Here is a 26,550-nt window from a genome sequence, read left to right as displayed (position 1 = left end):
GTCCGAGTTGAACGGGAACGGCGGTATCGCGCCCACGCTGGATGGGCGGATCGAAAAAGCACGGTGGAGCAGACCTCGGCCCCAGCAGGGCAAAGAAAGCGTGGCGGGAATTGGGGTGTATCCCATGGGGGTTGCCAACGGCACCGAAACCTGCGCGGCGAAGCAGACCGCGGACCGAGATCTCTTCCGCGGGGGCGGCCCGATGCTCACTGTGCGGCAGGCCGCGATCATCCAAGGATTTCCCCCCGAATGGCAATTCGCGAGCGACAAGTCAGCGCAGTACAAGCAGGTAGGAAACGCTTTCCTCCTCCGTGCGCTGCCGCGGTGGGGCGCTCCATTATCGAAGTGCTGCGGGCAGCCGATGCCCGCGACCGTCAGCGGGCCGGCTGACCGTCCATGCCGGGATCGAAGAGGTCACGCATCGATGATTGCGGCATCTTTCGATGAATCCCTGGCCGTGAATTGTAGGACTCGATCTCCGTTCGGCCGAGCGGACGAGGGCGCCACGAAGCCGAAGGCTGTGACGAGATGGCCGGAATCGATTTCTCCGGAAGCCGCTTCGTCGCGGTGGGCTGATTCCACGATCGGGTAGAGGACTATCACTCCGCGGCGGTCGGCTGCCAGGCGTTCGACGTTCGAGTCGCCCGAGTCCGCCAACGCATCCGCAATGCGATAGGCGACGGCGCGATGCTTCGGGTCACTGATGGCACCGAACAGGGGGCCGCGGCGGCGATCTCGTTCGAAGTATGAGTACTGGCGTTCGGAAGAACCGATTCTGGCTCGCTTGGTCGCCCGGTGGTGTTGGGGCGCAAGCACTATCCAATCATCAACCATGGCACGATCGGAGATCTGTCGTAGGTATGTCAGGTGAGGTTCGAATTGGCTTGGTGCGCACCAACGTAGCGCGTCGAACATGTCCCGAGCCTCGGATGCGTCCATGATCCCGGTGAAGGCCGAGAACGCATGTACACCCGTGGGCGCGCCGAAATCGTATGAGAGACGCACACTTTCTACAGACAGGGACTCCAGCACCGGTAGCCAGAGTCGTGTGTTGTGCCGCAGGTCCGCCATCGTGGTCGGGTAGGCAGTCGGTTCCTCCCATCGACCCGCCGACTGGATCTCGACCAAACGGGCGTTGTACATCTTGTTCGGACTGGTCGGCTTCAAGGTCGGAAGGTGCTGGGAGACCAAGGGCGGCACCTGCGCCGGGGTCAGTTGCGGTGCTCCATCGACCATCACGGCGTACTGCTCGAGCTCGCGACGGAAGGCTTCTTCGTCCATGCATACGGCCTCGAACGCCCGGTACAGGTCCAGGTCTTGCTTGCCGTTCACCTCTTCACGGCCTATGTAGAGACGCACCAGGTCGCGGTAACCCTTGCGGAACCCGAACCAGCGGCCCATCTGCATGAGCGCGGAGGCATTGGTGGAGCGACGACGGAAGTACGTGACGGTGAGACCCTCAACCGTGAAGCCTCGTGAGAGCTTCTGCCCACCGATGAGGATCTTCCAGATGGAGCGCCGGTCGAAATCTGCGTCGCCGGTCTCCAGATCCCTGTCACCATTCACCACGACGATCGGTTTCTGATCGGCGCTGATATTCATCACCGCCGGACCCACATACGGCATAACGTCCTCGTATGTGGCGGGCACCGAATAATCCGCGGCACGGACTGCGGACACCGGGGCAATGTCGGAATCGAACAACGAACGAAGGCGTTGATGGCCCCTCGAACTCGAATAACCTGCCTCCCACCAAATTTTGGTGACACGACCCAACAGCTCGCGATGGGATTCGACCCAGTTCGACTCGTGGATCAGCATGGTGTGGTGCCGGAAGTAGCCCTCACCAAGATCATCATGATCCTGGCGGTAGAGCTTGACGGCGGCGGTGAGCACGAACATGTCGACAGCTCGTTCCAGCGGCTCGGTATCGTCCTCGTCCGCGACGATCACATCACGGACATACGCCATCTCATTCGAGTTGCCGACCGTTCGTTCCGCGTCCACATCCGCGTCATCGACATCGACATCGAAGTCATGGAAGTCACTGGCCCCCATATATCCCTCTGGACGTGCGAGGGAGATGATGAAGTCCTTGGGGAAGATGTCGGCGCTATCGTTGGGATCGATGAAGACATTCGCGTACGGGGTCGCCGTGTAGCCGACATACTGCGCGCGCGGGAGCATGGTCAACAGCTGGGAGATCTTCTCGTTGATGGCGGTTCGGTCCGTATCCGGCTTGGGTTTCGATGTATTGACCGAGGCCTCGTCGGACTCGTCGTCGATGATCAGAACGGGAATCTGGTCGAGCGGAGTGCGAATCTTGTTGAGGTCCTTCACGAGTTTCGTCAGAACCGTCTTATTCTTCTTCACCACCATCAAGCGTGCCGCCGCTCGATGCAGGTTCACCGGATCGTAGAGCGGTAGGGCGGGTTCCTGCTTCTCGAACTCCAGCGCGACGATGCCCTGCAGCAAGCTCTTGTAGTCGTCGTATCGAGTTGTCAGACGGTGAATATCGAAGGCGCCCTTGACCGAAGGAGCAGCACCGAATTCGACAAAGTTGCGCTGGATCCACTCGGGATCGTCGGCGTAGTCGGACTCGAACTCACTGGCACCGCGTAGAACGTTCTCTCGCCCAACCAGTTCCATATCCAAGCGGCGCTGAGTCTGATCACGCAGTAGATTCAACGTACCGCCGAGCACGATCACCAGGCGATACCCCGCGTCGATCGCACGGGCGATCACACCGGTGAAGTTGGCGGTCTTACCGGACTGCACGTACCCGACCACCAGCCCCTTCGACTGGTACGCTTCGGGGCGCGTCGGATCGGAGAGCCGCTCCACCACACTCTCGGTCGCCATGTCCAGCGCTGTGATCGCTTGATCGGGCCATCCCTTACGGGCGAGCAACTCGGTGTACATGGGCCAATACCAGGATCGCCCTTGATGAGTGGAGTACCAGGGGACGAACTCCTTACTGATGACCACCGGCATTTGTGCCTTGATCACCGGGACTGCTACATCGAGCAGCTTGCGGGTGGTCGCATCGAGCGCGAGCTCATGGTAGATGTCCGCACGGCGCTCATCGGAGCACGGATCCGAGGGAGACCATGCCATACCGGTGGCAAAGTCCCAGGCGCGCAGCTGCTTTCGCCACATATCGATCAATTGACCGTTGGGGGGCGCCGCCATGATCTGCTGACGAAAATCCTCTTCGTCAGCGTAGACATCGGCTCCGGGCAGGTCCTCCGCCTGGTACCGCATGGCGCGCACCAACCGCTTCGGTTTGCTCCCCGCCATATCCGCCAGCACCGCCGCGTGCAGCGCGATTCGAAGATCGATGTCCATATCTACTCCCCGTCCCCATTTTCCTGGCGGCCCTGTTCCGCGCGTGCCGCGGCGACCAGGATCGATTGCCACAGTGCGAGATTGTCGCGTTCACGAACTCCGGATCGTTCGCGTTGGAAGACCTCGTTGAGCATGAGGTACAGGAGCGATTTGATTACCGGGGCGTCGTCGAGGGTTCCCCGGCGGCCGCCGAGGATCGCCGCGCGGTAGCGGAGGTTGAGCAGGATTTCGCGTTCTTCACGGTCGATGTCGAAGAAGGTGTCGCCGTCCAGGAGCCGCCAGTGAACGGTGATCGGTTGCTCACCGATCAGATATGGGAGTTCTTCCGAGATCGCTTCTCGGACAGCGGGATCGATGCCCTCACCGGGCGGGATCACCGGCTTGCGCTCGAGTCCGGCGCGCCGACGAGCGTCACGATAGCGGCGGTCGGCGGCGGTCATGTACTCGATGAAGGTCAGTCCGGTGTGATCGACCGCTTTGTCAAGTGCGGCAATGAATTCCGGTGAGACTTCGACGCCGTCCTTCTTGACGGTGAGCCGGAAGGCGTCCCCGGTTCGCGCTGGTAGTTCCACCGCGACTCGTGCCAGCACCAGGTGCTGTTCCGGTTGACGGAAGTTGTTCCAGCCGCCCGCCTGCACCAACCGGTCGTTGCGGTACAGATAGAAGCCCTGTGTGTTCTGCAGCGATCCGATAGCGCGGAATTCGGGCAATGATGAGCGTGGGGGCCAGATATGGGCATTCAGCTTCACCGTGCCCACCGAAGGCAGATGCGCGGAGAAGACGCGCGGATACTCCGGATCGCCACTCACCGGATATCCGAACGGATCCAGCGGCAGCACACCGAAATCCATCACCACGGTCCCGGTGGCGATGTCCTCCACCGCGATGGTGATGTTGAAATCGCCACGCGCCAGGTAACGATGCAACTGCAATCCGAGGTGCATGCCGAGGGCGTTGATGGTGCGCGCGAGATAACGCTCGGTCTGTTCGGGACCGCCGTTGCGAGGAAAGTCCTTCACACCATCCCACCGCACCACGGTGCCCTGCCAGGTGATCGGCTTGCCGTTATAGCGGTCGATGAGCGTCTGCGCGTACGCGGGTTCGACTATGTCGCATTGGAATCCGGTCTTCGCGCGCTCCATGACCCAGCGGCGTCCGGCGGGGCGGCTGGTGCGGGTCCGGCTTACCACTGTTACCGCGGCCGCATGACTCAGCGAGGCCGATTTCAAACCGGTGCCGAACATCCCCAGCGCGCCATCCCGATAGTTTCGACGACCGCCGACGGTCATGGCGACGTCGAGCTCCTCCTCGGTCATTCCGCAGCCGTCGTCGATGATCAGCAGGCTGACCAAACAGTCGTCATCACGCAGGAAATGCACGACAACGTCGTGAGCACCAGCATCGATCGAGTTGTCGACCAAGTCGGCGATAGCGGCTTCGAAACCGTAGCCCTGACTCGTCAACGCTTCCATATAGCGCGGATCGGGCGGAAGCGTTTTGGTCCCGGTGGTCGGGACATCGAACTTCCACTCTTCCGCCATAACCCACCCCTGCAAGAACGACAATAACCGGAGGACTATAGCGAATGATCTCTTCGCTACGTCACGCCGTTACGTGCCAGAACACCGCCCGAATATGCCAAAGAAGTCCGCTTGATACGACGCGTCGAACTTTCAGATGTACGGGGTCGAAGATGGGGCGCAGGGGATTTCGGGGACTGCGCCGGGGTGAAGGTGTCGAGGATCAGGCGGCCACCGTCGGGTCTACCCAGGTGACCGCCCGGTCTGCGGGCAGATGTGTTGTAGGACAATGTTTGTGCGCCACGGTCGGCTTCCACACGAGTGCGAGACGCCGACTATAGGCCCGCGCCGAGGGTGCGCATGCAGCGCACGACCAATGCGGCGGGGTCCTGGTCACCGGCGGTGGCCCATTGTTCCAGGGCGATGCGGATGGAGCCGGCGGCCGCCGCGGCCAATAGGCGCAGGTGGACGGGGTCGGCGGTAGGGCCGGCTAGATCGGTTAATACCCTGCGTAATTCGCGTTCACCTTCCATGTTGATGCGGTGCCAGACGGCGCGCAGGGCGGGGTCGGTCTCCATGGCTTGGAGTAGGCCGCGGGTGAGGGCGAAGTCTTCGCCGCCGTCGAGGGTGAGGGATTGGACTGCTGCGGATTCGAGATCGGCGAGGGTGGGGAGGCGGCGGGGGCCGGAGGAGATGGCCTCGAACCAGCGTTGGGCGCCCGTGGTGAGCATGGGCTCGACGGCGTCTTCCTTGGTGCGGGCGTAGCGGTAGAAGGTGCGTAGGCCGATGCCCGCTTCGGCGGCGATGCGGTCGGCGGTGACTTCGGTGGTGCCGTGTTCGGCGAAGAGGCGGGCGGCGGTGCGGGCGATGTCCAGGCGGGTCTCGACCTTGCGGCGTTCGGCGAGGGTGAGGCGCGGCTCGGGTGCGGGCATTGCACGTCCTTCGGTTGGGTGTCGAGGCCATCCTAGTCCTGAGATGCCATCGTGGCATGTTGTGCCAATTGGGCGTAACGTGTCAGGTAGTGGGGGACGAGATACTGAAGGAGAAGTTCGCAATGGAGCGTTTCACCGACCGCCGAGTACTCATCACCGGCGCGGGCTCGGGTATCGGCCGGGCCACCGTGCATCGTGTGCTCGCCGAGGGCGGGCAGGTTGTCGCCGCCGATATCAATGAGGCGGGACTGGCCGAGACCGTCAAGCAGGCCGCCGAGCAGGGCAATGCCGAGCGGCTCAGTGCTGTCACCATCGATATCGGCAATGAGGATTCGGTGCGGGCGGGTGTCGCTACCGCGCTGGAGACGCTGGGCGGATTGGACGCGCTGATCAACGCCGCCGGGATTCTGCGGTCCGCGCACACCCATGAGATGCCGCTCGCGGATTTCACCAAGATCATCACCGTGAATTTGACGGGCACCTTCCTGATGATTCGCGAAGCGCTGCCGGCGCTGCTCGCTTCCGAGAAGGGTGTGATCGTCAACTTCACCTCCACCTCGGCTTTCTTCGCGCACCCGTACATGTCCGCGTACGCCGCGTCCAAGGGCGGCATCATGTCCATGACCCATGCGCTCGCCGCCGAGTACAGCAAGCAGGGACTGCGCGTGGTCGCCGTCGCACCGGGCTCGATCTCCAGCGATATGACCGACGGTCGCGGCCCGGGTCTGCCCGCCGACGCCGATCTGAGCCTGTTCATGAAGCTGGCCCCGGGTATCGGACAGGGCTTCGCCTCGCCCGATACCGTCGCCGGCGTGGTCGCCATGCTCGCCTCCGATGACGGCGCGTTCATCACAGGCACCGAGATCCGCATCGACGGCGGTACGCACTACTGAGTCACCCCGGGCTCTCGGGGGACGACACCGGGAACCCGTCATACCAAAGGACTAGCCGAACCCTGAATTCTCACCGAACTCTGTTCATGCCATATCTTTTCGGCGATCGAATTCGGCAGAGTGATCGATATGAGCTCGACGAGAAGCACTTCCGCACGACGGATGATCGCCCGGGTCGCAGTGGCCGGAGCGCTCACCGCGATTCCCCTTGCCGCGGTATCGATTCCGGCCATGGCGGATACCCCCGCCGGACCGAATGTCACCGCAGTCAACCGCCCGCACTGGGATGACCGGGACGACTGGAACAATCCCTGGGATCGCGACAACTGGCGCGATCGCCATGACAACTGGGACAACCGCAATCAGTGGGACCGCGACCCCCTGCGGTCATTCCTGCGCCAGTGGGTACCGACCGGATCCTTCGGGAGTCGTTGAACCCCTGCGTAATCGGCCCGGCATTGTTGGGATGCCGGGCCGATTCCGTTCAGCGGGGCTCGGCGCGTTCGACGGACGCCGCCACCCCGTCGAGCACCAGATCCAGGCCGAAGGCGAAATCCTGATCGGCGGATTCGGGTGCGTTCGGGACGGATTCGAAGAGGCCGGAGCCCAACAGGGCGGTGACCTCGGGGAACCGGTCCGCGTCGAGCACGCCGGTCAATTCCCGCACGTAGTGCCGAAGCGCCTGCTGCTCATCGGTACGCGCCGTGCCGCGACTCTCCGCCAACTGCCGATCCAGCGTGAACGCCTGCCGCACATAACCGCCCACGACCGTGATCACGCCGATCTTGGCGGACCAATCCAGCCCGGTCTCGCGCAGCGTGCGCAGCCCGGCTTCCATCCACGCCAGGGCGTTCGGCCCGCGCGGTGGTCCGGTCACCGGCAGTTGCGCCAGCCACGGCCTGCGGCGAAAGACCTCGGACTGTGCCACGGCCCAGCTTCGCAGCGCGGGACGCCATGCGGGAGAGTCGAATTCGGGTACACGACCCATTGCCGCGTCGGCCATCAGCACATTCCAGTCCGGTGGCGGGCCGTCGTAGACGAAGTACAGGGGTATTTCGACCAGGGTGAGCACGGCCCCGATGACGGCGGCCGTTCCGGTGACGCGGCGAAGCACTGACCCGCAGCCTCTTCGGCCTCGCGGGTATCAGCACACTGATCATCTTCTTCACCGGCTTCGGCTATCTGGTGAAACGCACTCTCCCCGAAGCGGATTGGATCGCGGGCATCGCCGTGAACGCCGGACTCATCTGGCTCACGGTGGCCTTGGTCTCGACCGGACTCGAGGTGGGCGCGGTCATCCAGTCCCCCGACCCCATCGATCCCACCATCACGGTCAGCGGCACCTACATCCTGTACGGCACCATCTCGAGATTCCTGGAGGCACTCATGTTCTGCGCCTTCGGTTTCGCCGTTCGGCGCACCCGCGCACTCCCGGACTGGACGGCGAATTCGGCCTTCGTCCTGAGCCTGGTCCACCTGGCCTTCGTCCCGTCCATGTTCTTCGGGAACACCCCCGCCAACTTCTACGCCGCCAACGGCTGGGGCACCACCGCCTCCCTCGGCGGCGTCACCATGCTCTGGCTGCTGGCCGTGGGAATCACGACGGCCCGGCACCCCCGAAAGGTGCCGGGCCGTAATGCGCTGCGCGCGTGAGACTTACGTAATTAGGCGGTCTCGGTGATGGGCCGGTCGACCCAGCTCATCAGGCCGCGCAGCTTGGCGCCGGTGACCTCGATGGGGTGCTCGGCGTTGGCCTTGCGCAGACCCTCGAGCTCCTTGTTGCCGCCCTCGACGTTGGCGACCAGGCGCTTGACGAAGGTGCCGTCCTGGATGTCGGACAGAATCGCCTTCATGCGCTCCTTGGTGCCGGCGTCGATGACGCGCGGGCCGGACAGGTAGCCACCGAATTCGGCGGTGTCCGAGACCGAGTAGTTCATGCGGGCGATGCCACCCTCGTACATGAGGTCGACGATCAGCTTGAGCTCGTGCAGCACCTCGAAGTAGGCCATCTCGGGGGCGTAGCCCGCCTCGACCATGACCTCGAAGCCGGTCTTGACCAGTTCCTCGGTGCCACCGCAGAGCACGGCCTGCTCACCGAAGAGATCGGTCTCGGTCTCTTCCTTGAAGGTGGTCTTGATGACGCCGGCGCGGGTGCCGCCGATGCCCTTGGCGTAGGACAGCGCCAGCGCCTGGCCCTGGCCGGTCGGATCCTGATCGACGGCGATCAGAGCCGGAACGCCCTTGCCGTCGACGAACTGGCGACGCACCAGGTGGCCGGGGCCCTTCGGGGCGACCATGGCGACGGTGACGTTGGCCGGAGCCTTGATCAGACCGAAGTGGATGTTCAGGCCGTGGCCGAAGAACAGCGCGTCGCCGTCCTCGAGGTTGGGCTCGATGTCATTGGTGAAGATGGACGCCTGCGCGGTGTCGGGCGCGAGGACCATGATCACGTCGGCCCAGGCGGAGACCTCGGCGGGGGTGCCGACGGTCAGACCGGCCTCTTCGGCCTTCGGACGGGACTTGGAACCCTCGGCCAAGCCGACGCGGACGTCGACGCCCGAGTCGCGCAGGCTCAGCGAGTGGGCGTGGCCCTGGCTGCCGTAGCCGATGACCGCGACCTTCTTGCCCTGGATGATCGACAGGTCAGCGTCGTCGTCGTAGAACATCTCGACTGCCACTTGGGTTTCTCCTTCTGGATTCTGTGTCTGAGTTATCGGTCCCGGCGCACAGCATGCCGGGAGGTAAGGCGATTGGCCGCCGGGGCGGCCGGTTACTAGCGAGTCGCGGTGATGGACTTGGGTCCACGGCCCACAGCGACAACTCCGGACTGCACGATCTCACGGATGCCGTACGGCTCCATCATGCGCAGCAGTGCGTCGAGCTTGGACCGGGTTCCGGTCGCCTCGATGGTCAGCGCATCGGGCGACACGTCGATCACCTTGGCGCGGAACAGGTTCACCGCCTCGATCACCTGGGTGCGCACACTGGCGTCGGCGCGCACCTTCACCAGGATCAGTTCGCGGGCAACGGAACTGTCGTTGTCCTGCTCCACGATCTTGATGACGTTGACCAGCTTGTTGAGCTGTTTGGTGACCTGCTCGAGCGGCAGATCCTCCACGGTCACGACGATGGTCATGCGGGAGATCTCGGGAATCTCGGTGCCGCCCACGGCGAGCGACTCGATATTGAAACCGCGGCGGGAGAACAGGCTGGCCACGCGCGCGAGCACGCCCGGCTTGTCCTCCACCAACACGGAGAGGGTGTGGGTGGTGCTCATGCTGCGTCCTTCTTTCCGGACCGAGCGGGGCCCTGCGTGGTTACACTGCGCTGCCGCCTCCGGGCCTGACCGCTCATTCCGGGCTCCCCTTCTGGGCGGCCTGCTCGTGCGACATCGCCTCGTGGATGACGGCCGGTTCCGCGATCGACTCGTCCTCATCGAACAGCGGGCGGATGCCGCGCGCGGCCATGATCTCGTCATTGGAAGTGCCGGCGGCGACCATCGGCCACACCTGCGCGTCCTTGCCGACGATGAAATCGATCACCACGGGACGGTCGTTGATCGACTGCGCCTCGCGGATGGCGGCCTCGACGTCCTCTTCCTTCTCCACGCGAATGCCGTGGCAGCCCAGGGCTTCCGCGAGCTTCACGAAGTCCGGGATGCGCAGCGTGTGCGTGCCCAGATCGGTGTTGGAGTAGCGCTTCTCGTAGAACAGGGTCTGCCACTGGCGGACCATGCCGAGGTTGCCGTTATTGATCAGCGCGACCTTGATCGGCACGCCCTCGACGGCACAGGTGGCGAGTTCCTGATTGGTCATCTGGAAGCAGCCGTCACCGTCGATGGCCCAGACCTCGCGGTCCGGCATGCCCATCTTGGCGCCCATGGCGGCGGGCACGGCGTAACCCATGGTGCCCAGGCCACCGGAGTTCAGCCAGGTGCGCGGCTTCTCGTACTTGATGAACTGCGCGGCCCACATCTGATGCTGGCCGACGCCGGCGCAGTAGATGGCGTCGGGTCCGGCGAGCTGGCCCAGCTTCTCGATGACGAACTCGGGCGAGAGCGAACCGTCGGACGGGGTCTTCCAGCCCAGCGGGTACTGATCGCGCACGCCGGACAGGTAAGTCCACCAATCGCCGAGCTCCAGCAGCGGGGCGCCGGTGCCGGCGGGATCGGCCTTGAGGGTCTCGATGAGCTCGGTGATGACCTCGCGGCAGTCGCCCACGATCGGGACGTCCGCGTGCCGGTTCTTACCGATCTCGGCCGGGTCGATATCGGCGTGGATGACCTTGGCATTGGGTGCGAAGGAGTCCAGCTGACCGGTGACGCGGTCGTCGAAACGCGCGCCCAGGGTGATCAGCAGGTCCGACTTCTGCAGCGCCGCAACGGCTCCCACGGTGCCGTGCATACCGGGCATACCCATGTTCAGGGTGTGGGTGTCGGGGAACGCGCCGCGGGCCATCAGCGTGGTGACGACCGGGATACCGGTCAGCTCGGCCAGCTCCAGCAGTTCGGCCGAGGCGTCGGCCTTGATGACGCCGCCGCCGACGTAGAGCACGGGGGACTTGGCCTCCATGATCATGCGGGCGGCCTCGCGCACCTGCTTACCGTGCGGCTTGGTGACCGGACGGTAGCCGGGCAGTCGCATCTCCGGCGGCCAGCTGAAGGTGGTCTGCGCCTGCAGCACATCCTTGGGGATGTCGACCAGGACCGCGCCCGGGCGGCCGGAGGAGGCCAGGTGGAACGCCTCGGCCAGCATGCGCGGGATATCGATCGGATCGGTGACCAGGAAGTTGTGCTTGGTGCACGCCATGGTGATGCCCGAGATGTCGGCTTCCTGGAAGGCGTCGGTGCCGATCAGGCTGCGCCCGACCTGGCCGGTGATGGCCACCAGCGGCACCGAATCCATCTGTGCGTCCGCGATCGGGGTGACCAGATTGGTCGCGCCGGGACCGGATGTGGCCATACACACACCGACCTTGCCGGTCGCCTGGGCGTAGCCGGTGGCCGCGTGGCCGCCGCCCTGCTCATGGCGGACCAGCACGTGGCGGACCTTGACCGAGTCGAAGAGCGGATCGTAGACGGGAAGAATCGCGCCGCCCGGAATACCGAAAACCGTGTCGACGCCGAGCTCCTCGAGGGAGCGGACAACAGACTGCGCGCCGGTGACCCGCTCGGGCGGGACCTGGCGGCGGTTCGGGGTGCTGGCCGGAGCCACGGCCGGGGAGGCCGAGGGCGCGGGCCGTCGGGCCGAGGGCCCGGGTCGGGCGGTAGGTGCGCTCACCGTCTGGTTCCTTACTGCTTGTCGTTCGGAGTTCATAGACTTGCCTGAACACAAAAAAGCCCTCGACAGCCAGGGCTGTTCGAGGGTGGCGCGTCGCAGCTGCGAGCTGACGTAATTGACTCTATAGTCGTCGGCTCAGCGCTGGACGCGCCGGCCGATTACGAGCAACTCGATTCGATTCACGCGCTCGACGGTATGCGCGCATGAGCCGCGGAGTCAAACATCTGACCATGTGTGTCTCATTATGTGAGACAGAGCGGTTGTTCGGGTTCGTTCAACACAATGCGAGGATGGGGGTGTGTCATCACCGCATCAGTCCGTGCCACCGGCGCAATCGTCCCATACCCCCGACCCCGGATCGGACACGGGTCTGTTCCGGGAGGTCCGATTCCGCAGTGACTGGCTGTGGTTGCTGTGGATCTTGATCGTCCCGCTGATCATCGCGCTACCGCTCTGGCTGCTGCGCCTGCAAACGGACCTGACCAGCAACGGGGTTGAAACCCGTGGGCTGTTCCGCACCCGCCGGGTGCCGTGGTCCGAGGTTGCCGGGGTGCGCGTCCCGGGATTTGGACGGGTCCATCTGCAGACCACCGACGGGCGCGATATCCCGCTGCCCGGCGTCGACTTCAGTCGGCTGCGCTCGCTGATCCTGGCCTCGCGCGGGCATATCCCCGATCCGGGCGTGCGGGTGATCGGACTGCCCCGGCTCGCGCATATCGCGGTTTTCATGGTGCTGATGGGTGTGATCTTCCCGTTCTCCGGAATGCCGCAGGTGCTGTGGGTGCTGTTCGCGATTCCGATCGCCATGGCGGTGTGGATAGAGCGCACCCGGACCAAGGTCTCGGCCGAGGGGCTGGAGCTGCGGTCGATGTTCTCGACCCGGCATATCGACTGGTCCGAGGTGAAGGGGCTGCGGATTCCGCGCCGCGGATTCCTGCAACTGCACCTGGCCGATGATTCGGATGCGACCTTGCCCGCGGTCAGCTACGACCGACTGCAGGATCTGGTCGAGGCGTCCGCCGGGCGCATTCCGGATCCGTTCGTCGAGCCCGAGGATGCGGACGCGGCGGCCGAGGCCGAATCGAACGAGAGCGACACTTCGGACAGGTAGTCGGCGTGTTGGGGTGCGAGGTTTCGGGCGCTGACGGGGATCGATCCGCGCGGGAGTAACGTTGGAACACGCCGAAAGCATTCGGCGTAGTCGCCGACCAGCCCCCTGCGACGAGAACCCGAGGACCCCATGCCACCGCTTCGCTCACGCACCACCACCGTCGGACGCAATGCCGCGGGCGCTCGCGCTCTCTGGCGCGCGACCGGCCTCACCGACTCCGACTTCGGTAAGCCGATTGTCGCCATCGCGAACTCGTATACGCAGTTCGTACCGGGTCACGTCCACCTCAAGGACGTGGGCGAGATCGTGGCCGAGGCGGTTCGGGAGGCCGGTGGGGTACCGCGTGAGTTCCACACCATCGCGGTCGACGACGGTATCGCCATGGGTCACGGCGGCATGCTGTACTCGCTGCCCTCGCGCGAGATCATCGCGGACTCGGTGGAGTACATGGCCAATGCGCACACCGCGGACGCGCTGGTCTGTATCTCCAACTGCGACAAGATCACTCCCGGCATGTTGAACGCCGCCATGCGGTTGAACATCCCGGCCGTGTTCGTCTCCGGCGGTCCGATGGAGGCCGGTAAGGCCGTGGTCGTCGGCGGTGTGGCGCAGGCCCCGACCGATCTGATCACCGCCATCTCCGCCTCCGCCTCGCAGGCGGTGACCGATGCGGGCCTGGACGAGGTCGAGCGCAGCGCCTGCCCGACCTGTGGTTCCTGTTCGGGCATGTTCACCGCGAATTCGATGAACTGCCTCACCGAGGCATTGGGACTGGCCCTGCCGGGCAATGGCTCCACCCTGGCCACGCACGAGGCGCGGCGCGCGCTGTTCCAGCGGGCCGGTCGGGTCATCGTAGATATCGCCACCCGCTGGTACCGCGATGACGACGCCTCGGTGCTGCCGCGAAATGTGGCCACCGCCAAGGCTTTCCGCAACGCCATGGCCCTGGACGTGGCAATGGGCGGCTCCACCAATACGGTGCTGCACACCCTGGCCGCCGCGCAGGAGGGTGAGATCGACTTCGATCTGCAGACCATCGACGAGATCTCGCGCCGGGTGCCCTGCCTGTCCAAGGTGTCGCCGAACTCGGACTATCACATGGAGGATGTGCACCGCGCCGGTGGCATTCCGGCCATCCTCGGCGAACTGCGCCGCGGGGGGCTGCTGGAAACCGATGTGACCAATGTGCATTCGGCCTCCTTCGAGGAGTGGCTGGACACCTGGGATATCCGCTCCGGCAAGGCTTCCGAGGAAGCCATCGAGCTTTTCCACGCCGCGCCCGGCGGCGTACGCACCACCGAGCCGTTCTCCACCGCGAACCGCTGGTCCTCCCTCGATACCGATGCCGAGGGCGGCTGCATTCGCGATATCGAGCACGCCTACACCGTCGAGGGCGGGCTGTGCGTGCTGCGCGGCAATATCGCCCCCGATGGCGCGATCCTCAAGACCGCGGGCATCGATGAGGATCTGTACACCTTCGAGGGTCCGGCCGTGGTGGTCGAATCCCAGGAGGAAGCGGTTTCCATGATCCTGGGCAAGAAGATTCAGCCCGGTGATGTGGTCGTGGTGCGCTACGAGGGTCCCGCGGGCGGTCCGGGTATGCAGGAGATGCTGCACCCGACCTCGTTCCTCAAGGGTCTGGGCCTGGGCAAGGTATGCGCCCTGATCACCGACGGCCGCTTCTCCGGCGGCACCTCGGGCCTGTCCATCGGCCATGTCTCGCCCGAGGCGGCCAGCGGTGGCGCCATCGGCCTGATCGAGAACGGCGACCGGATTCGCATCGATGTGCACACGCGTGCCCTCGAATTGCTGGTACCCGATAAGGTTCTCGCGGAACGCCGGGTGAAAATGGAAGCGTCCGAACGGCCTTGGCAGCCCGTGAATCGCGAGCGCCCGGTCACCACCGCGTTGCGGGCATACGCCGCGCTGGCGACCTCGGCAGATAAGGGAGCCGTGCGGCGGGTGCCGTAAGAAAGAGCAGACATGACAATCGAATACGTCGGCAAGGCCGATACGATGCTGGCCGAGTACAGCTCGATGCTGGAGCGTTGCGATGCCCGCAATGCTCGGGCCAAGGCCTTGCTCGCCGAGGCGGACGAGCTCGCCGCCGAATCCCGTGAACTCGCGAACGAGGAGTTCATGGCCTCGTCCGCCGACGCGGCCGATATCGCCGCACACCGCGCGGTATTGAACGAGCAGATCGACGCGAAGTCCAGCGAGGTCATGCGCCTGCACCAGGAGACATTCCAGGAGTGGGAGCGCTTCAACACCACGCAGTGGTGAGGTGAAACGTCGAGCGGCCCGGGTGATGAGATCACCCGGGCCGCTTACTGTTTCGCGAGGTGTGGATCCCGGCCGAAAGCGCGCCGGATGACGGGGCCGGTGTCAGAAGGGGCCGATGCCTTCGAGCGGGTTGCCGCCGTGGAGATAGATATAGGTCAGGACGGCGGCGGCGATCGCGGCCACCAGTGCGGCGAGCGAGCCGAGGAACGGGCGGGTGGCCCAGCCGCGGCCGCGGTCCAGAGCGAGGCGGCCCGGTCCGGTGAGAATGATGGCCGCCGCCCCGCCCGCGAGGACGGATTCGAGTTCCACCGAGACCTTGTCGGCCTTGTATTGGAAGCCCGGCGCCATGCCCTGCTTCCACAGCCAGGCGTCGATGATGACCGCGAGCACCGCACCGGCGGCGAGCGGGGTGGCCAGGCCGAGCACCACCAGGATGCCGCCGCCGAGTTCACCGGCGATGAGCATGGGCGCGGCGATATCGGTGTGCTTCCAGCCGCCGTTCTCCATGGCGGTGCGGATGCCGTCGTAGCCCGGGCCGTGGAACCAGCCGGCCGCTTTCTGCAGGCCGTGGTAGATGAAGGTGCCGCCGATGACCAAGCGCAGCAACAGCAGTCCGAGATCCAGGGTCCCGCGGCGTTCGTCGCCGCGGCGGCGGATGCGCGTGGTGGGTTCGGTGGTGCCGCCGGGGGCGGGCGGGATGCTGGCGAACGCGTAGGTGGGCGCGGTGTCGGCGGTGGGCGCGGTGGGCGCGGCTCCGCCGATGGCCTCCTTCATCTCCGCGTAGAGCGGGACTTCGGGATCGAGGCCCAGTTCCTCATCGGTGCGCGGGGGTTCTTTGGTCAGCTCCGGTTTGCCGAGGTCCGCCTTGGTCGTGGTGGCGGCGAACTGCTCGGTCGGGGAGTCGAAGGGACTGCGCACCGGTTCACCTGTCAGCCGTGGCGATCCGGGCGGTGTACTGCCCGGCGCGTCGGCGGTGGGCTCGTTCGGCTTCTCGGTCACGCGGCCAGACTATTAGGCAAGGGCGCTCGACACACGGCTGTGGCGGGCGTGTCCACTGTCCAGTTCACGCCGCGCGGGTGGAACGGGCCACCCCGTCCGCGCATTCGCGGCGGGATTTCCGTAACGTCTCAACCATGAGTTGGGTTGCCGCGGGCCGGTTCGGGGTGGGCGCACGGAGAATCGTGGTGGGCGTTATGGCGGGCACCTTGCTGCTGTCCGGTTGCGCCCGGTTCGATGATCGCGCTTCCAGCCCGTTCACCACCGAGCCGAATTGGCAGGATGCCGAGCAGGGCACCACGAAGCCGAATGCGCCGAGCAGTGGTGCCAAGCGGCCGACCGCACCGTGCGTGGATCCCGATCCGCTGGTGGTGGTCTCCTGCCTGGACACCACGGGCGGTCTGGTGACGCTGCCCGATGGTGCGAGCGCGCTGGTGGGTGAGCGCACCACGGGCCGGATTCTGAAGGTGGTCGCGACCGATGAGGGCATGCCGCCCGCCCCGGTCGAGGTGGCGCGCCTGGATGTGGATGGAGCGGGTGACGGCGGCCTGACCGCATTGGCCTTGTCCCCCAGCTACCCCGAGGACGGCTTGGTCTACGCCTACATCACCACCGGCAGTGACAATCGGGTGGTACGCATCTCCACCGACGGTGGCGCGCCCAAGCCGATCCTGACCGGAATCCCGAAGGGCTCCACCGGTAATCGCGGTTCGCTGGACTTCCACACCCCCGACCGCATGCTGGTACTCACCGGCGATGCCGGTAATCCCGCTGCGGCCAATGACAATGGTTCGTTCGCCGGAAAACTGTTGAGCGTCAACTCCCCCGCCCCCGGCGCGGGGGCGGATGTGGTGCTCGCGGGCATCGGCGTCGCGGGCGGCGTCTGCTCGGACCACAAGGATTCGATCTGGGTCACCGACCGCACTGCCACCGAGGACCGCCTGCAGCGCGTCGGTTCGGACGGCACCGCCGCCAAGGCTTGGAGCTGGCCCGACCACCCCGGCGTGGCCAATTGCGCCGCCGCCACCGACGGCGTGGCCATCGCCCTGACCAATCAGAAGGCCCTCGCAATCGCCAAGGCCGACAAGGACACCCACGCGGTCACCGCCGCGCCCTCCCTCTTCGCCCAGGACAAGTACGGCCGCTTGGACGGCGCGGCGGTCGGCGGCGACGGCAACATCTGGTCCTCGACGGTCAATAAAACCGACGGCCAGCCCAATCAATACGACGACCGCGTCGTCCGCATCCCGCCGCCCTCCAACGGCCAGGGCTCCGGACCGGATTAATCGCTCACCGCAAGGCGAAGGAAGCTGTCCCACTGCCCCGGTGTGAAGAAAAGCTCAGGCCCCCCAGGGCTTTTCGAGTCGCGAACCCCGACCGCATCGTCAGTGTGACAAACCTCGACACACTGCTTCCCGCCTTCGGATCTACTCGATGTGTACCATTCGCCCTTGTTTGCCTCCCAGATGCGGCTCTCGACGAACTTCGCCCATGTATCGGCGGGAAACTCGAGGATCGGACCGCGGCCTTGTCCTTCGTGTCCCGAACCTTGGTCATGTCCTCACCGTGGAATATCTGGCGATCAACCGAATAGCTCGCCATGCCGCTGCAGCGCCCTGGACGAAGAGGCGAGCTCGACCAGATTGATCATGGCAGCACTCCCGCCTGTACTCGGCTTCGGTTGTCGCGCGGGGTGCGCACCCTCTGTAATGTTGGAGACCGGTTCAACGGAGGAGGCGACCGGACGTGCGGCGTGGCAATCCAGATCGGGAACAGTTGCAGCGCAGCTTCGAACGCGTGTTGTCGATGGTGCTGACCGGGCGCGGTGTCCCCAGCGCGAGCGGACTCGACGACGAAACCAAGAATGCGCTACGAACGGTCGCACGCGCCTACCCGAACGCCGCCGACGAACTGGTCGAAGCCGCGCGGTCCGCATTCGCCGGGCAGTTGGACGGCAGTAACGCGATCCGCGCGCGAGCAGAGTGGGACCGCATGATCGCCGAACGCGAGGAGCGAACGTAGCGGCCGCAGTAGCAACCGCGTCACCACCCGAAGGCGCCTGTCGAGGCTCGATATTCTCAGTTGGGATGGCGGCTTCCGGGCAGATTACCGGGCCAGCCCCTTCAATTCCCGATATCCCCGGGTTCCCTCGTGACCGGGAAAGGGTTCAATTCGTTGTCGAATCCGGGCACCTCGGTCATCTTGTCTCGAAGGCTGTCCGGTGCGTAGCCCCCGGAGCTGTCGAGACTGTCGAGATGCTCCCACCTGAACTTGGCGAGCCGTTCTCGCTCCTCCGGCGGCGTCGCGGCTTGTTCCGCCTCGGATTCAGCCCGAATACGCGCAAATACCTCAGGATCCCAACCAGCCGGAGTTTCATCCACGTTGCTCATCGCCCTCCCTTGACCCGATGACATCCGAGCCATCCTATCGGCCGATCGTCCGATAGCCGCCCATCACCTGCGCCGCGGCGACTGGCGACATAGGAATGCCAGGAGGCGGCATCGATGCCGCAAACCTGCGCACAGAGAGATCCCTGCCGACCACGCCCGCACCGTCACCTGTCCAGTGGGCTCTGGATAGGGTAGAGAGAAGAATCCGTTCGGACGACACGTCGACGTGAGAGGTGCTGTGGGGTGGCTGAACTGGGCGACGAGTGGATTCAGCGTCGGGCCGAGTTGCTCGAGGAAGGGACTCGTCTCAAAGAGTTGTATCGCACAGCGGGGTACACGGAAGAGGGCAAGGCCGCGATTTATCGGGTGATCGAATTACGCAAGCGATACGCGGAACTCCTGCCTGAAATACCGGTATCACGATGTCCTTTCACCGATACGGCGGTGAGCTGGCCGCTGGACACCGTTGATCTGGACGGCTGGTTCTGGGAGTGGGACAAGCCGAGCCGCCGCCGTGTGTCCAAGGTTCCACCAACCTGGTTGGCCATGGGTGGTGCGATGCGACTGTCCGAACCGGTGACCCCGGCGCCGTTCGACTGCATGCCCGGCCCCGGTGTGCCCTATGTCGTCCCGCGCCTGTTGAACCTGCCTGAAACTCGCGCTGTCATCGCCGAAGTCCCTGTTGGACGCCACACAGGCTGGGCAATAACATATTTCACCACCCGCCGACCGGATGGACTTGCCCTGGAGGATCTTTGGGGCGGGAAAACGTACGATCTCTATGATTCACAGGGCAATTGGCGAGCATGGAGCGAGTTTCCTCAGTCTCACCTCGACTACAGCTTCGACCTGGGTCCGTGGCTCGAGTCCGGCAAGTTGTTGTGGATTACCCCGGGCGACGACGCGGCCACACTGCGAGAAGGTATGGCCGACTGCCCCTACGTCGACCTGGAGGGCAGTCGGCAGATGCAATTGATTTACGACGGGAATATAACCCGATGGTAGCTGCGGGCGGACCGAATGGAGCCTCAGCCTCGGACACCACTCACTGAAGTGGATCGGCCTGTTCGAGTTCAAGGAGCACACTGTGGATGAGAGCGGCGATATCTCGGAGCCAGGATTCCGCTGCGGCATCGGAGGTCTCGTCGTCGAGTACCCAGTTGGCGTCGACGGCGACCATCCTCGACAAAGTACCGGGTGGCTGACGTGCGGCTAGCAGTGCTTCAATCGCTTCCGCTTTGCGGCGCACGGTCTTTCGGTTGACCTGCGCCATTCGGGCCAGGTCGGCGCGCAGTTCGTCCAAGCCGTCGCAGTCCGCGACATAGCCACCCAAGAATTCGCGAACCTGGTCGATCGCGGGAGGTGGCGGCTCGTTTGCCCTCATACGCAGCTTGTCAGGAATCTCCACAGCGATCAGGGTAATCCGGATGGGAAGGCGGTGATGACCATGAACGACGGCGGGCTGCCAGGAACCAACATCAGGCGCATCTTGGCGTAGCTGGTCTGCGCATACTGCGTCGATCGTTGGCCAACGCCAAACATTCCTTCGTTGTAGAACCCTTCTCCGATGCGGTGTCCCGCGTCGAAGACGGCCGAATGCTCGCCGGTAAGGGCAAGGTCGCTGCGGATGTTCTCCCAGTTGGCCCGGAGATAGTCGTTGACCGTGCGGTTCATCGTCGACTCATCCAACCAGCGATACGACCAGTTCTCCTGGCGCCGCCACGGTGGGTCGCCGTAGATCCGGCCCTCGATCGTTCGATCTCCAGGCGGTGCGTCGACTCGGTTAAGCGGCACATCCGAGCCGTGGCGCTCGACGGAGTGTGCGCCGCGCGCTCCATAGGCGGCATCGTTCGCTCCGATATTCACCCGGGGAGGATCCTCGCCCAGCGCGTTGTAGATTTCGGTGATCACGCGCAATTCGGCATCCGACGCCGCACTTCTTTCCCGTGCGTTGTCCGGATCGACGTCGTGCTTATCTTCCTCGTGGGTGCCTGGAGCGAATCCGTCCTCGCCGGCCCTGGTTTTGGTGCCGTCGGGATGGACGAGTTCCCACTCGCCGTCCGGGGGGATACGGGGGCGGCGATTGCCGTTGGCATCGAGTTCGGCGCCGCTCGTATAGACGCGGCCGCGAGGGTCGGTCCAAGCCGATTTGGTGGGGGCCAAGACGTCGGCATCGAGATGGGCGGCCAAACGCGCGGCTACCCCGTTGGTGGCGGCGTCGCATCCGATCAGGCGGAGGGGAGTCTTGCTGTCGTATCCGAGTTGCCGGAGAAGGTCGCCGAATTCTTCGGGGGTGTAGGTGCGGTCGCCGACGCGGATGTTGCCATCCTCAGTGACATGGACATCGACGGTGACGTAGTCAGGATCGTCAGCGACCCGGCGGGCCAGGTCTGCGAGTTCGGGATCGTCGGAGTGGAAGGAGAAGCCGGCGTCGGTTCGTTCGGCCTCGCGGAATGCGGACTCTGTTGGTGTTGAAATAGATTCGGTTGGAGTGTCCTCGAGTGACCGGAGGATGTCCGAGGGGTGGGTTCCGTCCTTGATTGCCGATTCGACCTGTTGACGCAGCGTCGCTAGATGGTGTTCGGGTCCGTCGATACGGGCGAGAAGCGGCTCGAATTCTCCTCCGCGATCAATGCGCAGCATCGGCCTGCTGTGGCCGTCGACCAAGACGTCGACCGGCGTCTTGACGCCTGAGTTCACCAAGGCCCGGTAGGTTTCGGCATCGAAATCGGGATGGTTCGTCAGTTCGTCGACGGTGTCGCGCAAGCGTGCGATGTCGGAGTCCAGTTGTTGGCGTCGATTGACTTCGTCGAGCTTCGAGAGCTGTTCCGCGTGCAGCTCGTCCAGCTTGCCGTTGACATGCCACGGGATCATTTCTCGGTCGACATCCGCGACGTTCTTCCCTGCCCACTCGAGCACCGGCTGGTCGTGCGGACGGAACTGAACCAGCGGTTCTCGGTCCCTCGGCGGTGCGTCGTGCTGATGCTTGTTGACGATGTCTTCGAAGTTGCGTATCCGCTGGAATTCACTGGCAGGTTCCCAGTACACGTGCGGCCCATGCTGGATACCTGCATCCAGTTGGGTCAATGCGTCCTCGTGGAAGCTGAGTTCGGCAGCGGTGAGCCGGGTTCCATCCGCATGGCGAATATCGAACAGATCATGGTCGCCGGTAATCGGTTGATACTTGCCCTTGAACAAGCCCTCGACGATCCCGTCAGCGGTGACTCGGTACCGGGCTCCCAGCCTCTGCATATGGTCCTGGTACGCCACGAAGTCCTTGTCCCGCTTCGCGAGCCGATCTCGGAGTTCCTCCATCCGCTCCGGGGAAACGGTGCCCTCCTCGGGAAGTTTCAGCACTCCCGGTCCGAATCGTCCGACCAGCCCCTTCGCCCACTCCGGCGCACCCAGATCGACATCGTCCTGGTTGATCGTCTTGTCCTTGATGTCCATCGGTTTCGGCATCGCACCCTCTTGCAAATGCGGAACCGAATCAACATTCGTGGGACGGACCTCGATCAGTAGATCGTGAAAGTCGGTGTATTCCTGGACGATCCGCTGGTTCTTCTCCGGAATTCCATGTTCATCCTGGATTTCCAGTGACGTGAGCGGAATCGGCTCCGGCCTTGCTTCGGACTCGTGCGATACGCCGTGAGATTCGTCGCTGTCGACCGGGCTGCCTTCGCCTGGGCGATCCTCGTTTGCTCGAGGAAATTCATCGTTATTCCGAAACGGCTCTCCAGCCGAGCGCGGCCGTGCGCCACGCGCGTGGTCCGATGGAGGTGTATCAGACTCGACACGATCCTCCGAGCGAGGTAGCAGGTGCTGACGGTTTTGCGCGACGTACTGCGCAAGCGTGGAATCGTGGTCGCTGAACAACTGCCACGCGGCGTTCACGGTCTCCTGCTCGCGCAGGCCGAGGTCGTCGACCAGTTCGCCGAATTTCGCACGCAATCCGGGCAATTCAGATGTGCGCGCAGGATCTTGGTAGGCCGCGAAGATGTCGTTGATGTGCGCACGGACCTGTTCGAAACGATCCTTCAGATGCTGTGCGGGTGGATCCTCGGTCTCCAGATGTGGGGCAGCGTCTTGCGAGTGCGGTTGTACTTGTTCGATATCCGGCAGATCGAGCGAGACGGCCTTGTCTGGATCCTTGACCCTTTCCGCCGGGAATGGCTGATCGGGATTCGCGTCATGGGGAGCTACAGCAGGTGCTGAATCATCGACCGCGGGCAGGTTCGTAGATTCGGTGATCTCCTCCCAGGTGACGTGAAGCGTTCCGTCCGCGCCCATCTCACGGTCCAACACGCGAAACTGGCGGCCATCAGGGATCAGGACTTCGGCTTCGCCACGCTGCCCGGGAGGCCGAAGGAACGAGATGTCTTTCCCGGTGGCCGACACGATCGTCAGCTCTACGTTCGGGTTCCATTTGAACTTGGTCTTCGAGGTCGACACAAACCCGGGGTCTTCGACGACCGCACCGCGGTGGTTCTCGTACCAGAACTTCTCCAAGTCCTTGGGCGAGAGCATGATCGACCGTTTCACCGGTCCGATATGGTCGGGGAGTTTGTCCAGGCCGGACCGAATCAGGTCAATGGTTTCAGGGGTGACGGTGCGCAGGTCTTCGCCGAATCGCAAGTGCCGATTGATCTCGTTGTAGGCGGTACCCGCGTAGTCGTCCAGGGCGAGGCGCTCAGCCTGCGGCAGTTGATCGCACGCGTCTCTGGCAGCCTGCTCCTCCGGTGTCAAACCCGGCTCGCCCGGCTGGTGATCGGGTGCGTCCGATACGGGCAGCTGGTCGTTTGGTTCCGAATGTGGCTGTACGTGGCCGGGGGCAGCTTCGGTAGACGGGACCAGATCATGGGCGTAATCCACGAGGTATTTCGCCAGTGCGGGATCGTATTCGTGGAACAGTTGCCATGCCGCTGCGGCGGTTTCGGGTTCTCGAAGGCCGAGGACATCGAGTTGTTCGATGTACTGCTGGCGTAGATTCGGCAGTTCGTCGACTCGCGCCAGTCCGTCGTGAGCGTTGAGGACCTCTCGCGCGCGGTTGCGGAGCTCTTCGATGTTGTCGCGTAGTTCCTGTGTCACCTTCGGTGACGACGGCGTGGTATCCGGTGCGTGTGTCTCATCAGGATGGCTGGCGTCCGATGGATGGCGCTCCGGCTCTACAGATTTCGGGGCGGAACTATCGGATGTATGCGCGCCATTGGGGCGGGCGATGGTGTGCTCGGGGATGCGGGTGAAACCGTCGGGGGCGATGCTGTGTTGGTTGGCGTTGTCCAGGAGGTGCCAGTAGAGGACCTTGGCCGGTTCGGTGGACGCCTCACCGTTGTATTCCACATCGGTGAACGCTTCGGCCAGTGCCTCGTCAGGATTGAAAAGACCGTGCTCGTCGAAGCTGTAGCCGCTGAGTTGATCGACCCATTCCTCGAATGCGGCCTTATCCATACCGCCGCGGGTGGACGTGAAATGGTCCGCCAGTGCATATTTCGCGGTATCGCTGGCGCGTTCCTGGCCATCGAAGAAAATCGCGTGTGCGAACTCGTGGACGAGCGTCGAATGGATAGGGCGATCGCTGGAACCGGGGACCAGGTGACCGTCGGCCTCGTCTGCCGCCATCTCGCGAGCCATCGCTTCAGGATCAACGGCGTAGTGCTCATTCAGCACCAACTTGTCCGTGGAAACCAGGTCATCGGTGGTGTAGTGCGGGACAGCCTCGGCGTAGTACTCCAATTCCATCGGTTCGATAGCTACCTTGGGCAGTTTGACGTCCGGGTACCGGGCCAACATGTCGTCGACGGCGCGGGCGAATTCGCGAACGGCCTCGGGGTGCAGGTTCGGGTTGTCGAACCCGGCCGTCTCGACATCCCATCGACGAGCCAGTTCGTCGGAAACCTCCTTGGGGGTCATCCGCGACCAGCCGTCGTCAGGCCGAGGGGACCAATTGGTTTCGGCGGGTGGAACTTCGGGCTGGTGGGTCGTCTCGGGTTCCGGCGCGTACGAGTCGGATTCGCGTGGAAGTGCCGCAGATCGTTCGACAGCGCTGGCCGCGGCGGCACGCGTCGCAGGTTCGATGTGGCGGTCGGTCGTGTGGTCCCGCGTTGCCACTGGATCCGACGAGTTCTTCACGGGCGCAGAGTCATTCGTGCGCGCTGCGGAATGGTCGATGAGCGCGTCCGGGGCAACTGCTGTCGGCCGCGAGACAGGTTCGGCTCGGACGCCCGGAGCGTCCGTGCCGGGTACACCGGCAACGTGTCGAACATCGGCAGCGCGATTGGCTGAGACCGGCGCGGCCAGATCCTGTTTGCCGGCTGCGATATTCGCCTTGACGTCGGGCTGTCCGGAGCTCGCACGAGCCAGACTGTCTGCCGTCGGGCGGGCGGGTGCGGTGTCACGGGGTGCGGTCGCGTCACCGGCACGATCATTGGACAGTGTTGGGCGAGTGGCATTCTCGGCATTCAGCTTTGTCGAGCCGTCGAGTGGCCGGGAGTGCTCACCGGTCGGGGTGCGGGCCTCCGGCGCGTTGACCGCGCCGGGTCTGGCAGAGCTGTCCGGCAGGGGCGCGTTCGCCCGCGCGGGGCTGATCTGCTGACCGTTCTCATGCGGCTGCGCTTGGACGGGCGGTTCGCCACCTGAGTTCTCGCGCAGGTCCTGCGGTTGCGGACGATTGGGCTGTTCTACCCCGGGGAGAACCTCCGGGACAGTTCCGGCCGGACGCGTGTTCGAACTCGTGCCGGTGTCGTGCGCAGTAGGCGCACTCGGGCCATGGTCCTTGGCGAGCCCATGGTTTGCGCCGCCCATGGCGCCCATCGCCAGCCCACCGATGAGCAACTGCGGGTGAAATGTCTTGTCGACCTTGTTCCAGTTGCCGTCGTTGTCATACAGCTGAGTTCCAAGTCCGGCACCGTACATACCTCCGGCGCCTACCGCACCACCAACGGTGCCGCTGACGAACTTGGCTGTGAATGGCGAGACCCTGCTCTCGAGAAGATTGCCCATGAGTTCATGAGCGGGACCGCCCGCCGCGCCCCCGGCGCCCCACTGCAGCGCCGTCTGGAACGTCTGTTTGAGGTCGAAGCCGTCGTCGCGATGGCCCTCCAGGATCTGCAAACCTTGAGTTCCGGCGTCGAGCCCAGCGCCCATAAGTCCTGCTCCGACACCGCCTTTCACCAGCGCGGCGGGGTAACGGACCAGGGGGCCGCTCGCGGCTATCCGCTCGTTCAACGCGGCTATCCGCTGGGCGGCCGGGGCGAGTCTTTCGCCCAACGGAATAATGATCTTGCGGGACAACGGCTTGGCGAGCGTCTTCAAACCCGAGCGGGCCACGATCGCGGCGATGCGTTTCATCGCATTCTCCGCGACAATGGCGAGCGTTTCACGCGCCGCCGCGAGGACCGCGGGCGCAGCCGCCGAGCCCGCGAAAGACCAGAGGAGCGACAGCACAGTCGCCAGGGTGAGTAGCGCGAAGACTTCCTCCTGGATCTTCGTGTACTCGATTTCCGTTGCCGTGGAACGAGCGTCGTGACCGAGCCCCTGCAAACTCTCGATCAGCTTCGCGATGGAATGGTCTCCACTGCCCAGCAGGATGCCGAACTCCTCGGTGACAGCGGCCGCGCCGTCACCGATGTAATACTGCGGAACCTGACCGGTGATGCTTTTCAGCTCAGGTTCGAGCTTCTCCAGTTCGGCCGCAGCCTTGTTCCAGACATCACCCAGCGCAAACAGCTCATCCTCATCGCCCTTCGGGTAGGCCATCCCGAAGTTGAGAGCCGTCATCAGCCAACCGGGAAGAAAATCT

21 protein-coding genes and 1 pseudogene are annotated in these 26,550 nt (G+C 64.4%); 10 read left to right on the top strand and 12 right to left on the bottom strand.

The features are described 5' to 3' along the window. Positions 1-124: 124 nt before the first annotated feature. A pseudogene (locus tag NA10_RS39670) lies at positions 125-250 on the top strand (hypothetical protein); the annotation flags it as partial. Between the two features lie 164 nt (positions 251-414). On the opposite strand, the gene NA10_RS31600 reads toward NA10_RS39670, so the two are convergent. The 3 genes from NA10_RS31600 to NA10_RS31590 form a co-directional block, all read right to left on the bottom strand. Next, positions 415-3,348, bottom strand: coding sequence for a Z1 domain-containing protein (locus tag NA10_RS31600; RefSeq protein WP_067574364.1), 2,934 nt, complete (start codon positions 3,346-3,348; stop codon positions 415-417). Positions 3,349-3,350: 2 nt separating this feature from the next. Further along, complete coding sequence (locus NA10_RS31595; RefSeq protein ID WP_067574363.1) at positions 3,351-4,889, bottom strand: ATP-binding protein; 1,539 nt, start codon at positions 4,887-4,889, stop codon at positions 3,351-3,353. 314 nt (positions 4,890-5,203) lie between these two features. Continuing rightward, entirely contained in the window at positions 5,204-5,800 is a 597-nt protein-coding gene (locus NA10_RS31590) for a TetR/AcrR family transcriptional regulator (protein ID WP_067574362.1), read from the bottom strand. A 122-nt stretch (positions 5,801-5,922) separates the two neighbouring features. Here NA10_RS31590 and NA10_RS31585 point away from each other — a divergent pair, with 122 nt between their 5' ends. Both NA10_RS31585 and NA10_RS31580 read left to right on the top strand, forming a co-directional pair. After that, positions 5,923-6,693, top strand: a complete 771-nt coding sequence (locus NA10_RS31585) for an SDR family NAD(P)-dependent oxidoreductase (protein ID WP_067574369.1) — start codon at positions 5,923-5,925, stop codon at positions 6,691-6,693. A gap of 129 nt (positions 6,694-6,822) precedes the next feature. Further along, positions 6,823-7,128 carry a hypothetical protein gene (locus NA10_RS31580; RefSeq protein ID WP_174562586.1) on the top strand — a complete coding sequence of 102 codons (306 nt, stop codon included), beginning with the start codon at positions 6,823-6,825 and terminating at the stop codon, positions 7,126-7,128. A 49-nt stretch (positions 7,129-7,177) separates the two neighbouring features. Here NA10_RS31580 and NA10_RS31575 read toward each other — a convergent pair whose 3' ends face one another. Beyond that, a complete protein-coding gene (locus NA10_RS31575) occupies positions 7,178-7,807 on the bottom strand; it encodes a TetR/AcrR family transcriptional regulator C-terminal domain-containing protein (RefSeq protein WP_067574360.1) in 630 nt (209 codons plus the stop codon). A gap of 71 nt (positions 7,808-7,878) precedes the next feature. On the opposite strand from NA10_RS31575, the gene NA10_RS31570 reads away from it, so the two are divergent. Then, the gene (locus tag NA10_RS31570; protein ID WP_067574359.1) at positions 7,879-8,346 is read left to right on the top strand and encodes a hypothetical protein; all 468 of its coding nucleotides are present in this window, start codon (positions 7,879-7,881) and stop codon (positions 8,344-8,346) included. Between the two features lie 11 nt (positions 8,347-8,357). Here NA10_RS31570 and ilvC read toward each other — a convergent pair whose 3' ends face one another. The 3 genes from ilvC to NA10_RS31555 form a co-directional block, all read right to left on the bottom strand. Beyond that, positions 8,358-9,371, bottom strand: coding sequence for a ketol-acid reductoisomerase (gene ilvC, locus NA10_RS31565; RefSeq protein WP_067574358.1), 1,014 nt, complete (start codon positions 9,369-9,371; stop codon positions 8,358-8,360). Positions 9,372-9,466: 95 nt separating this feature from the next. Next, positions 9,467-9,970 (bottom strand): acetolactate synthase small subunit, encoded by a 504-nt coding sequence (ilvN, locus tag NA10_RS31560; RefSeq protein ID WP_067574357.1) that lies wholly within the window; start codon positions 9,968-9,970, stop codon positions 9,467-9,469. 73 nt (positions 9,971-10,043) lie between these two features. Further along, entirely contained in the window at positions 10,044-11,972 is a 1,929-nt protein-coding gene (locus tag NA10_RS31555; RefSeq protein WP_067574356.1) for an acetolactate synthase large subunit, read from the bottom strand. 298 nt (positions 11,973-12,270) lie between these two features. Here NA10_RS31555 and NA10_RS36150 point away from each other — a divergent pair, with 298 nt between their 5' ends. The 3 genes from NA10_RS36150 to NA10_RS31540 all read left to right on the top strand — a co-directional run bounded on the left by NA10_RS36150 (position 12,271) and on the right by NA10_RS31540 (position 15,366). Then, entirely contained in the window at positions 12,271-13,083 is an 813-nt protein-coding gene (locus NA10_RS36150) for a PH domain-containing protein (RefSeq protein WP_084515557.1), read from the top strand. 129 nt (positions 13,084-13,212) lie between these two features. After that, complete coding sequence (gene ilvD / locus NA10_RS31545; RefSeq protein ID WP_067574355.1) at positions 13,213-15,054, top strand: dihydroxy-acid dehydratase; 1,842 nt, start codon at positions 13,213-13,215, stop codon at positions 15,052-15,054. 12 nt (positions 15,055-15,066) lie between these two features. Continuing rightward, positions 15,067-15,366 carry a hypothetical protein gene (locus NA10_RS31540; protein WP_067574354.1) on the top strand — a complete coding sequence of 100 codons (300 nt, stop codon included), beginning with the start codon at positions 15,067-15,069 and terminating at the stop codon, positions 15,364-15,366. A gap of 102 nt (positions 15,367-15,468) precedes the next feature. Here the strand turns inward: NA10_RS31540 and NA10_RS31535 are convergent, their stop codons facing one another. Beyond that, on the bottom strand, positions 15,469-16,365 hold the full coding sequence (locus NA10_RS31535) for a DoxX family protein (RefSeq protein WP_067574353.1): 897 nt from the start codon (positions 16,363-16,365) through the stop codon (positions 15,469-15,471). Positions 16,366-16,499: 134 nt separating this feature from the next. Between NA10_RS31535 and NA10_RS31530 the strand changes: the two genes are divergently transcribed. Next, complete coding sequence (locus NA10_RS31530; protein ID WP_067574352.1) at positions 16,500-17,648, top strand: PQQ-dependent sugar dehydrogenase; 1,149 nt, start codon at positions 16,500-16,502, stop codon at positions 17,646-17,648. Here the strand turns inward: NA10_RS31530 and NA10_RS36145 are convergent. Beyond that, entirely contained in the window at positions 17,645-17,830 is a 186-nt protein-coding gene (locus NA10_RS36145; RefSeq protein ID WP_084515561.1) for a DUF397 domain-containing protein, read from the bottom strand. The genes NA10_RS31530 and NA10_RS36145 overlap by 4 nt on opposite strands. A gap of 278 nt (positions 17,831-18,108) precedes the next feature. On the opposite strand from NA10_RS36145, the gene NA10_RS31525 reads away from it, so the two are divergent. After that, a complete protein-coding gene (locus tag NA10_RS31525) occupies positions 18,109-18,384 on the top strand; it encodes a hypothetical protein (RefSeq protein ID WP_245678088.1) in 276 nt (91 codons plus the stop codon). 101 nt (positions 18,385-18,485) lie between these two features. Here NA10_RS31525 and NA10_RS31520 read toward each other — a convergent pair whose 3' ends face one another. Next, entirely contained in the window at positions 18,486-18,752 is a 267-nt protein-coding gene (locus tag NA10_RS31520) for a hypothetical protein (protein ID WP_157556867.1), read from the bottom strand. Positions 18,753-18,995: 243 nt separating this feature from the next. On the opposite strand from NA10_RS31520, the gene NA10_RS31515 reads away from it, so the two are divergent. Further along, positions 18,996-19,757: a hypothetical protein gene (locus NA10_RS31515; protein WP_067574349.1), complete on the top strand. Its 762-nt coding sequence runs from the start codon at positions 18,996-18,998 to the stop codon at positions 19,755-19,757. Between the two features lie 40 nt (positions 19,758-19,797). Here NA10_RS31515 and NA10_RS31510 read toward each other — a convergent pair whose 3' ends face one another. Both NA10_RS31510 and NA10_RS31505 read right to left on the bottom strand, forming a co-directional pair. Next, entirely contained in the window at positions 19,798-20,160 is a 363-nt protein-coding gene (locus tag NA10_RS31510; RefSeq protein WP_067574348.1) for a hypothetical protein, read from the bottom strand. Between the two features lie 5 nt (positions 20,161-20,165). After that, positions 20,166-26,528, bottom strand: coding sequence for a WXG100-like domain-containing protein (locus NA10_RS31505; RefSeq protein WP_169812678.1), 6,363 nt, complete (start codon positions 26,526-26,528; stop codon positions 20,166-20,168). Positions 26,529-26,550 lie beyond the last annotated feature (22 nt).

The sequence above is a fragment of the Nocardia acidivorans NBRC 108247 genome (genome assembly GCF_001625085.1).
In the GTDB taxonomy this organism is placed as follows: domain Bacteria; phylum Actinomycetota; class Actinomycetes; order Mycobacteriales; family Mycobacteriaceae; genus Nocardia; species Nocardia acidivorans.
This window is presented reverse-complemented; position numbering and strand designations above follow the sequence as displayed.

What these genes read in the sequence shown, in the direction of transcription:
- NA10_RS31540 (WP_067574354.1), top strand. Translation starts at nt 15,067, where the DNA reads ATGACAATCGAATACGTCGGCAAGGCCGATACGATGCTGGCCGAGTAC.
- NA10_RS31585 (WP_067574369.1), top strand. Translation starts at nt 5,923, where the DNA reads ATGGAGCGTTTCACCGACCGCCGAGTACTCATCACCGGCGCGGGCTCG.
- NA10_RS31595 (WP_067574363.1), bottom strand. Translation starts at nt 4,889, where the DNA reads ATGGCGGAAGAGTGGAAGTTCGATGTCCCGACCACCGGGACCAAAACG.
- NA10_RS31580 (WP_174562586.1), top strand. Translation starts at nt 6,823, where the DNA reads ATGAGCTCGACGAGAAGCACTTCCGCACGACGGATGATCGCCCGGGTC.
- NA10_RS31590 (WP_067574362.1), bottom strand. Translation starts at nt 5,800, where the DNA reads ATGCCCGCACCCGAGCCGCGCCTCACCCTCGCCGAACGCCGCAAGGTC.
- ilvD (WP_067574355.1), top strand. Translation starts at nt 13,213, where the DNA reads ATGCCACCGCTTCGCTCACGCACCACCACCGTCGGACGCAATGCCGCG.
- ilvN (WP_067574357.1), bottom strand. Translation starts at nt 9,970, where the DNA reads ATGAGCACCACCCACACCCTCTCCGTGTTGGTGGAGGACAAGCCGGGC.
- NA10_RS31600 (WP_067574364.1), bottom strand. Translation starts at nt 3,348, where the DNA reads ATGGACATCGATCTTCGAATCGCGCTGCACGCGGCGGTGCTGGCGGAT.
- NA10_RS31530 (WP_067574352.1), top strand. Translation starts at nt 16,500, where the DNA reads ATGAGTTGGGTTGCCGCGGGCCGGTTCGGGGTGGGCGCACGGAGAATC.
- NA10_RS31520 (WP_157556867.1), bottom strand. Translation starts at nt 18,752, where the DNA reads ATGAGCAACGTGGATGAAACTCCGGCTGGTTGGGATCCTGAGGTATTT.
- NA10_RS31505 (WP_169812678.1), bottom strand. Translation starts at nt 26,528, where the DNA reads ATGACGGCTCTCAACTTCGGGATGGCCTACCCGAAGGGCGATGAGGAT.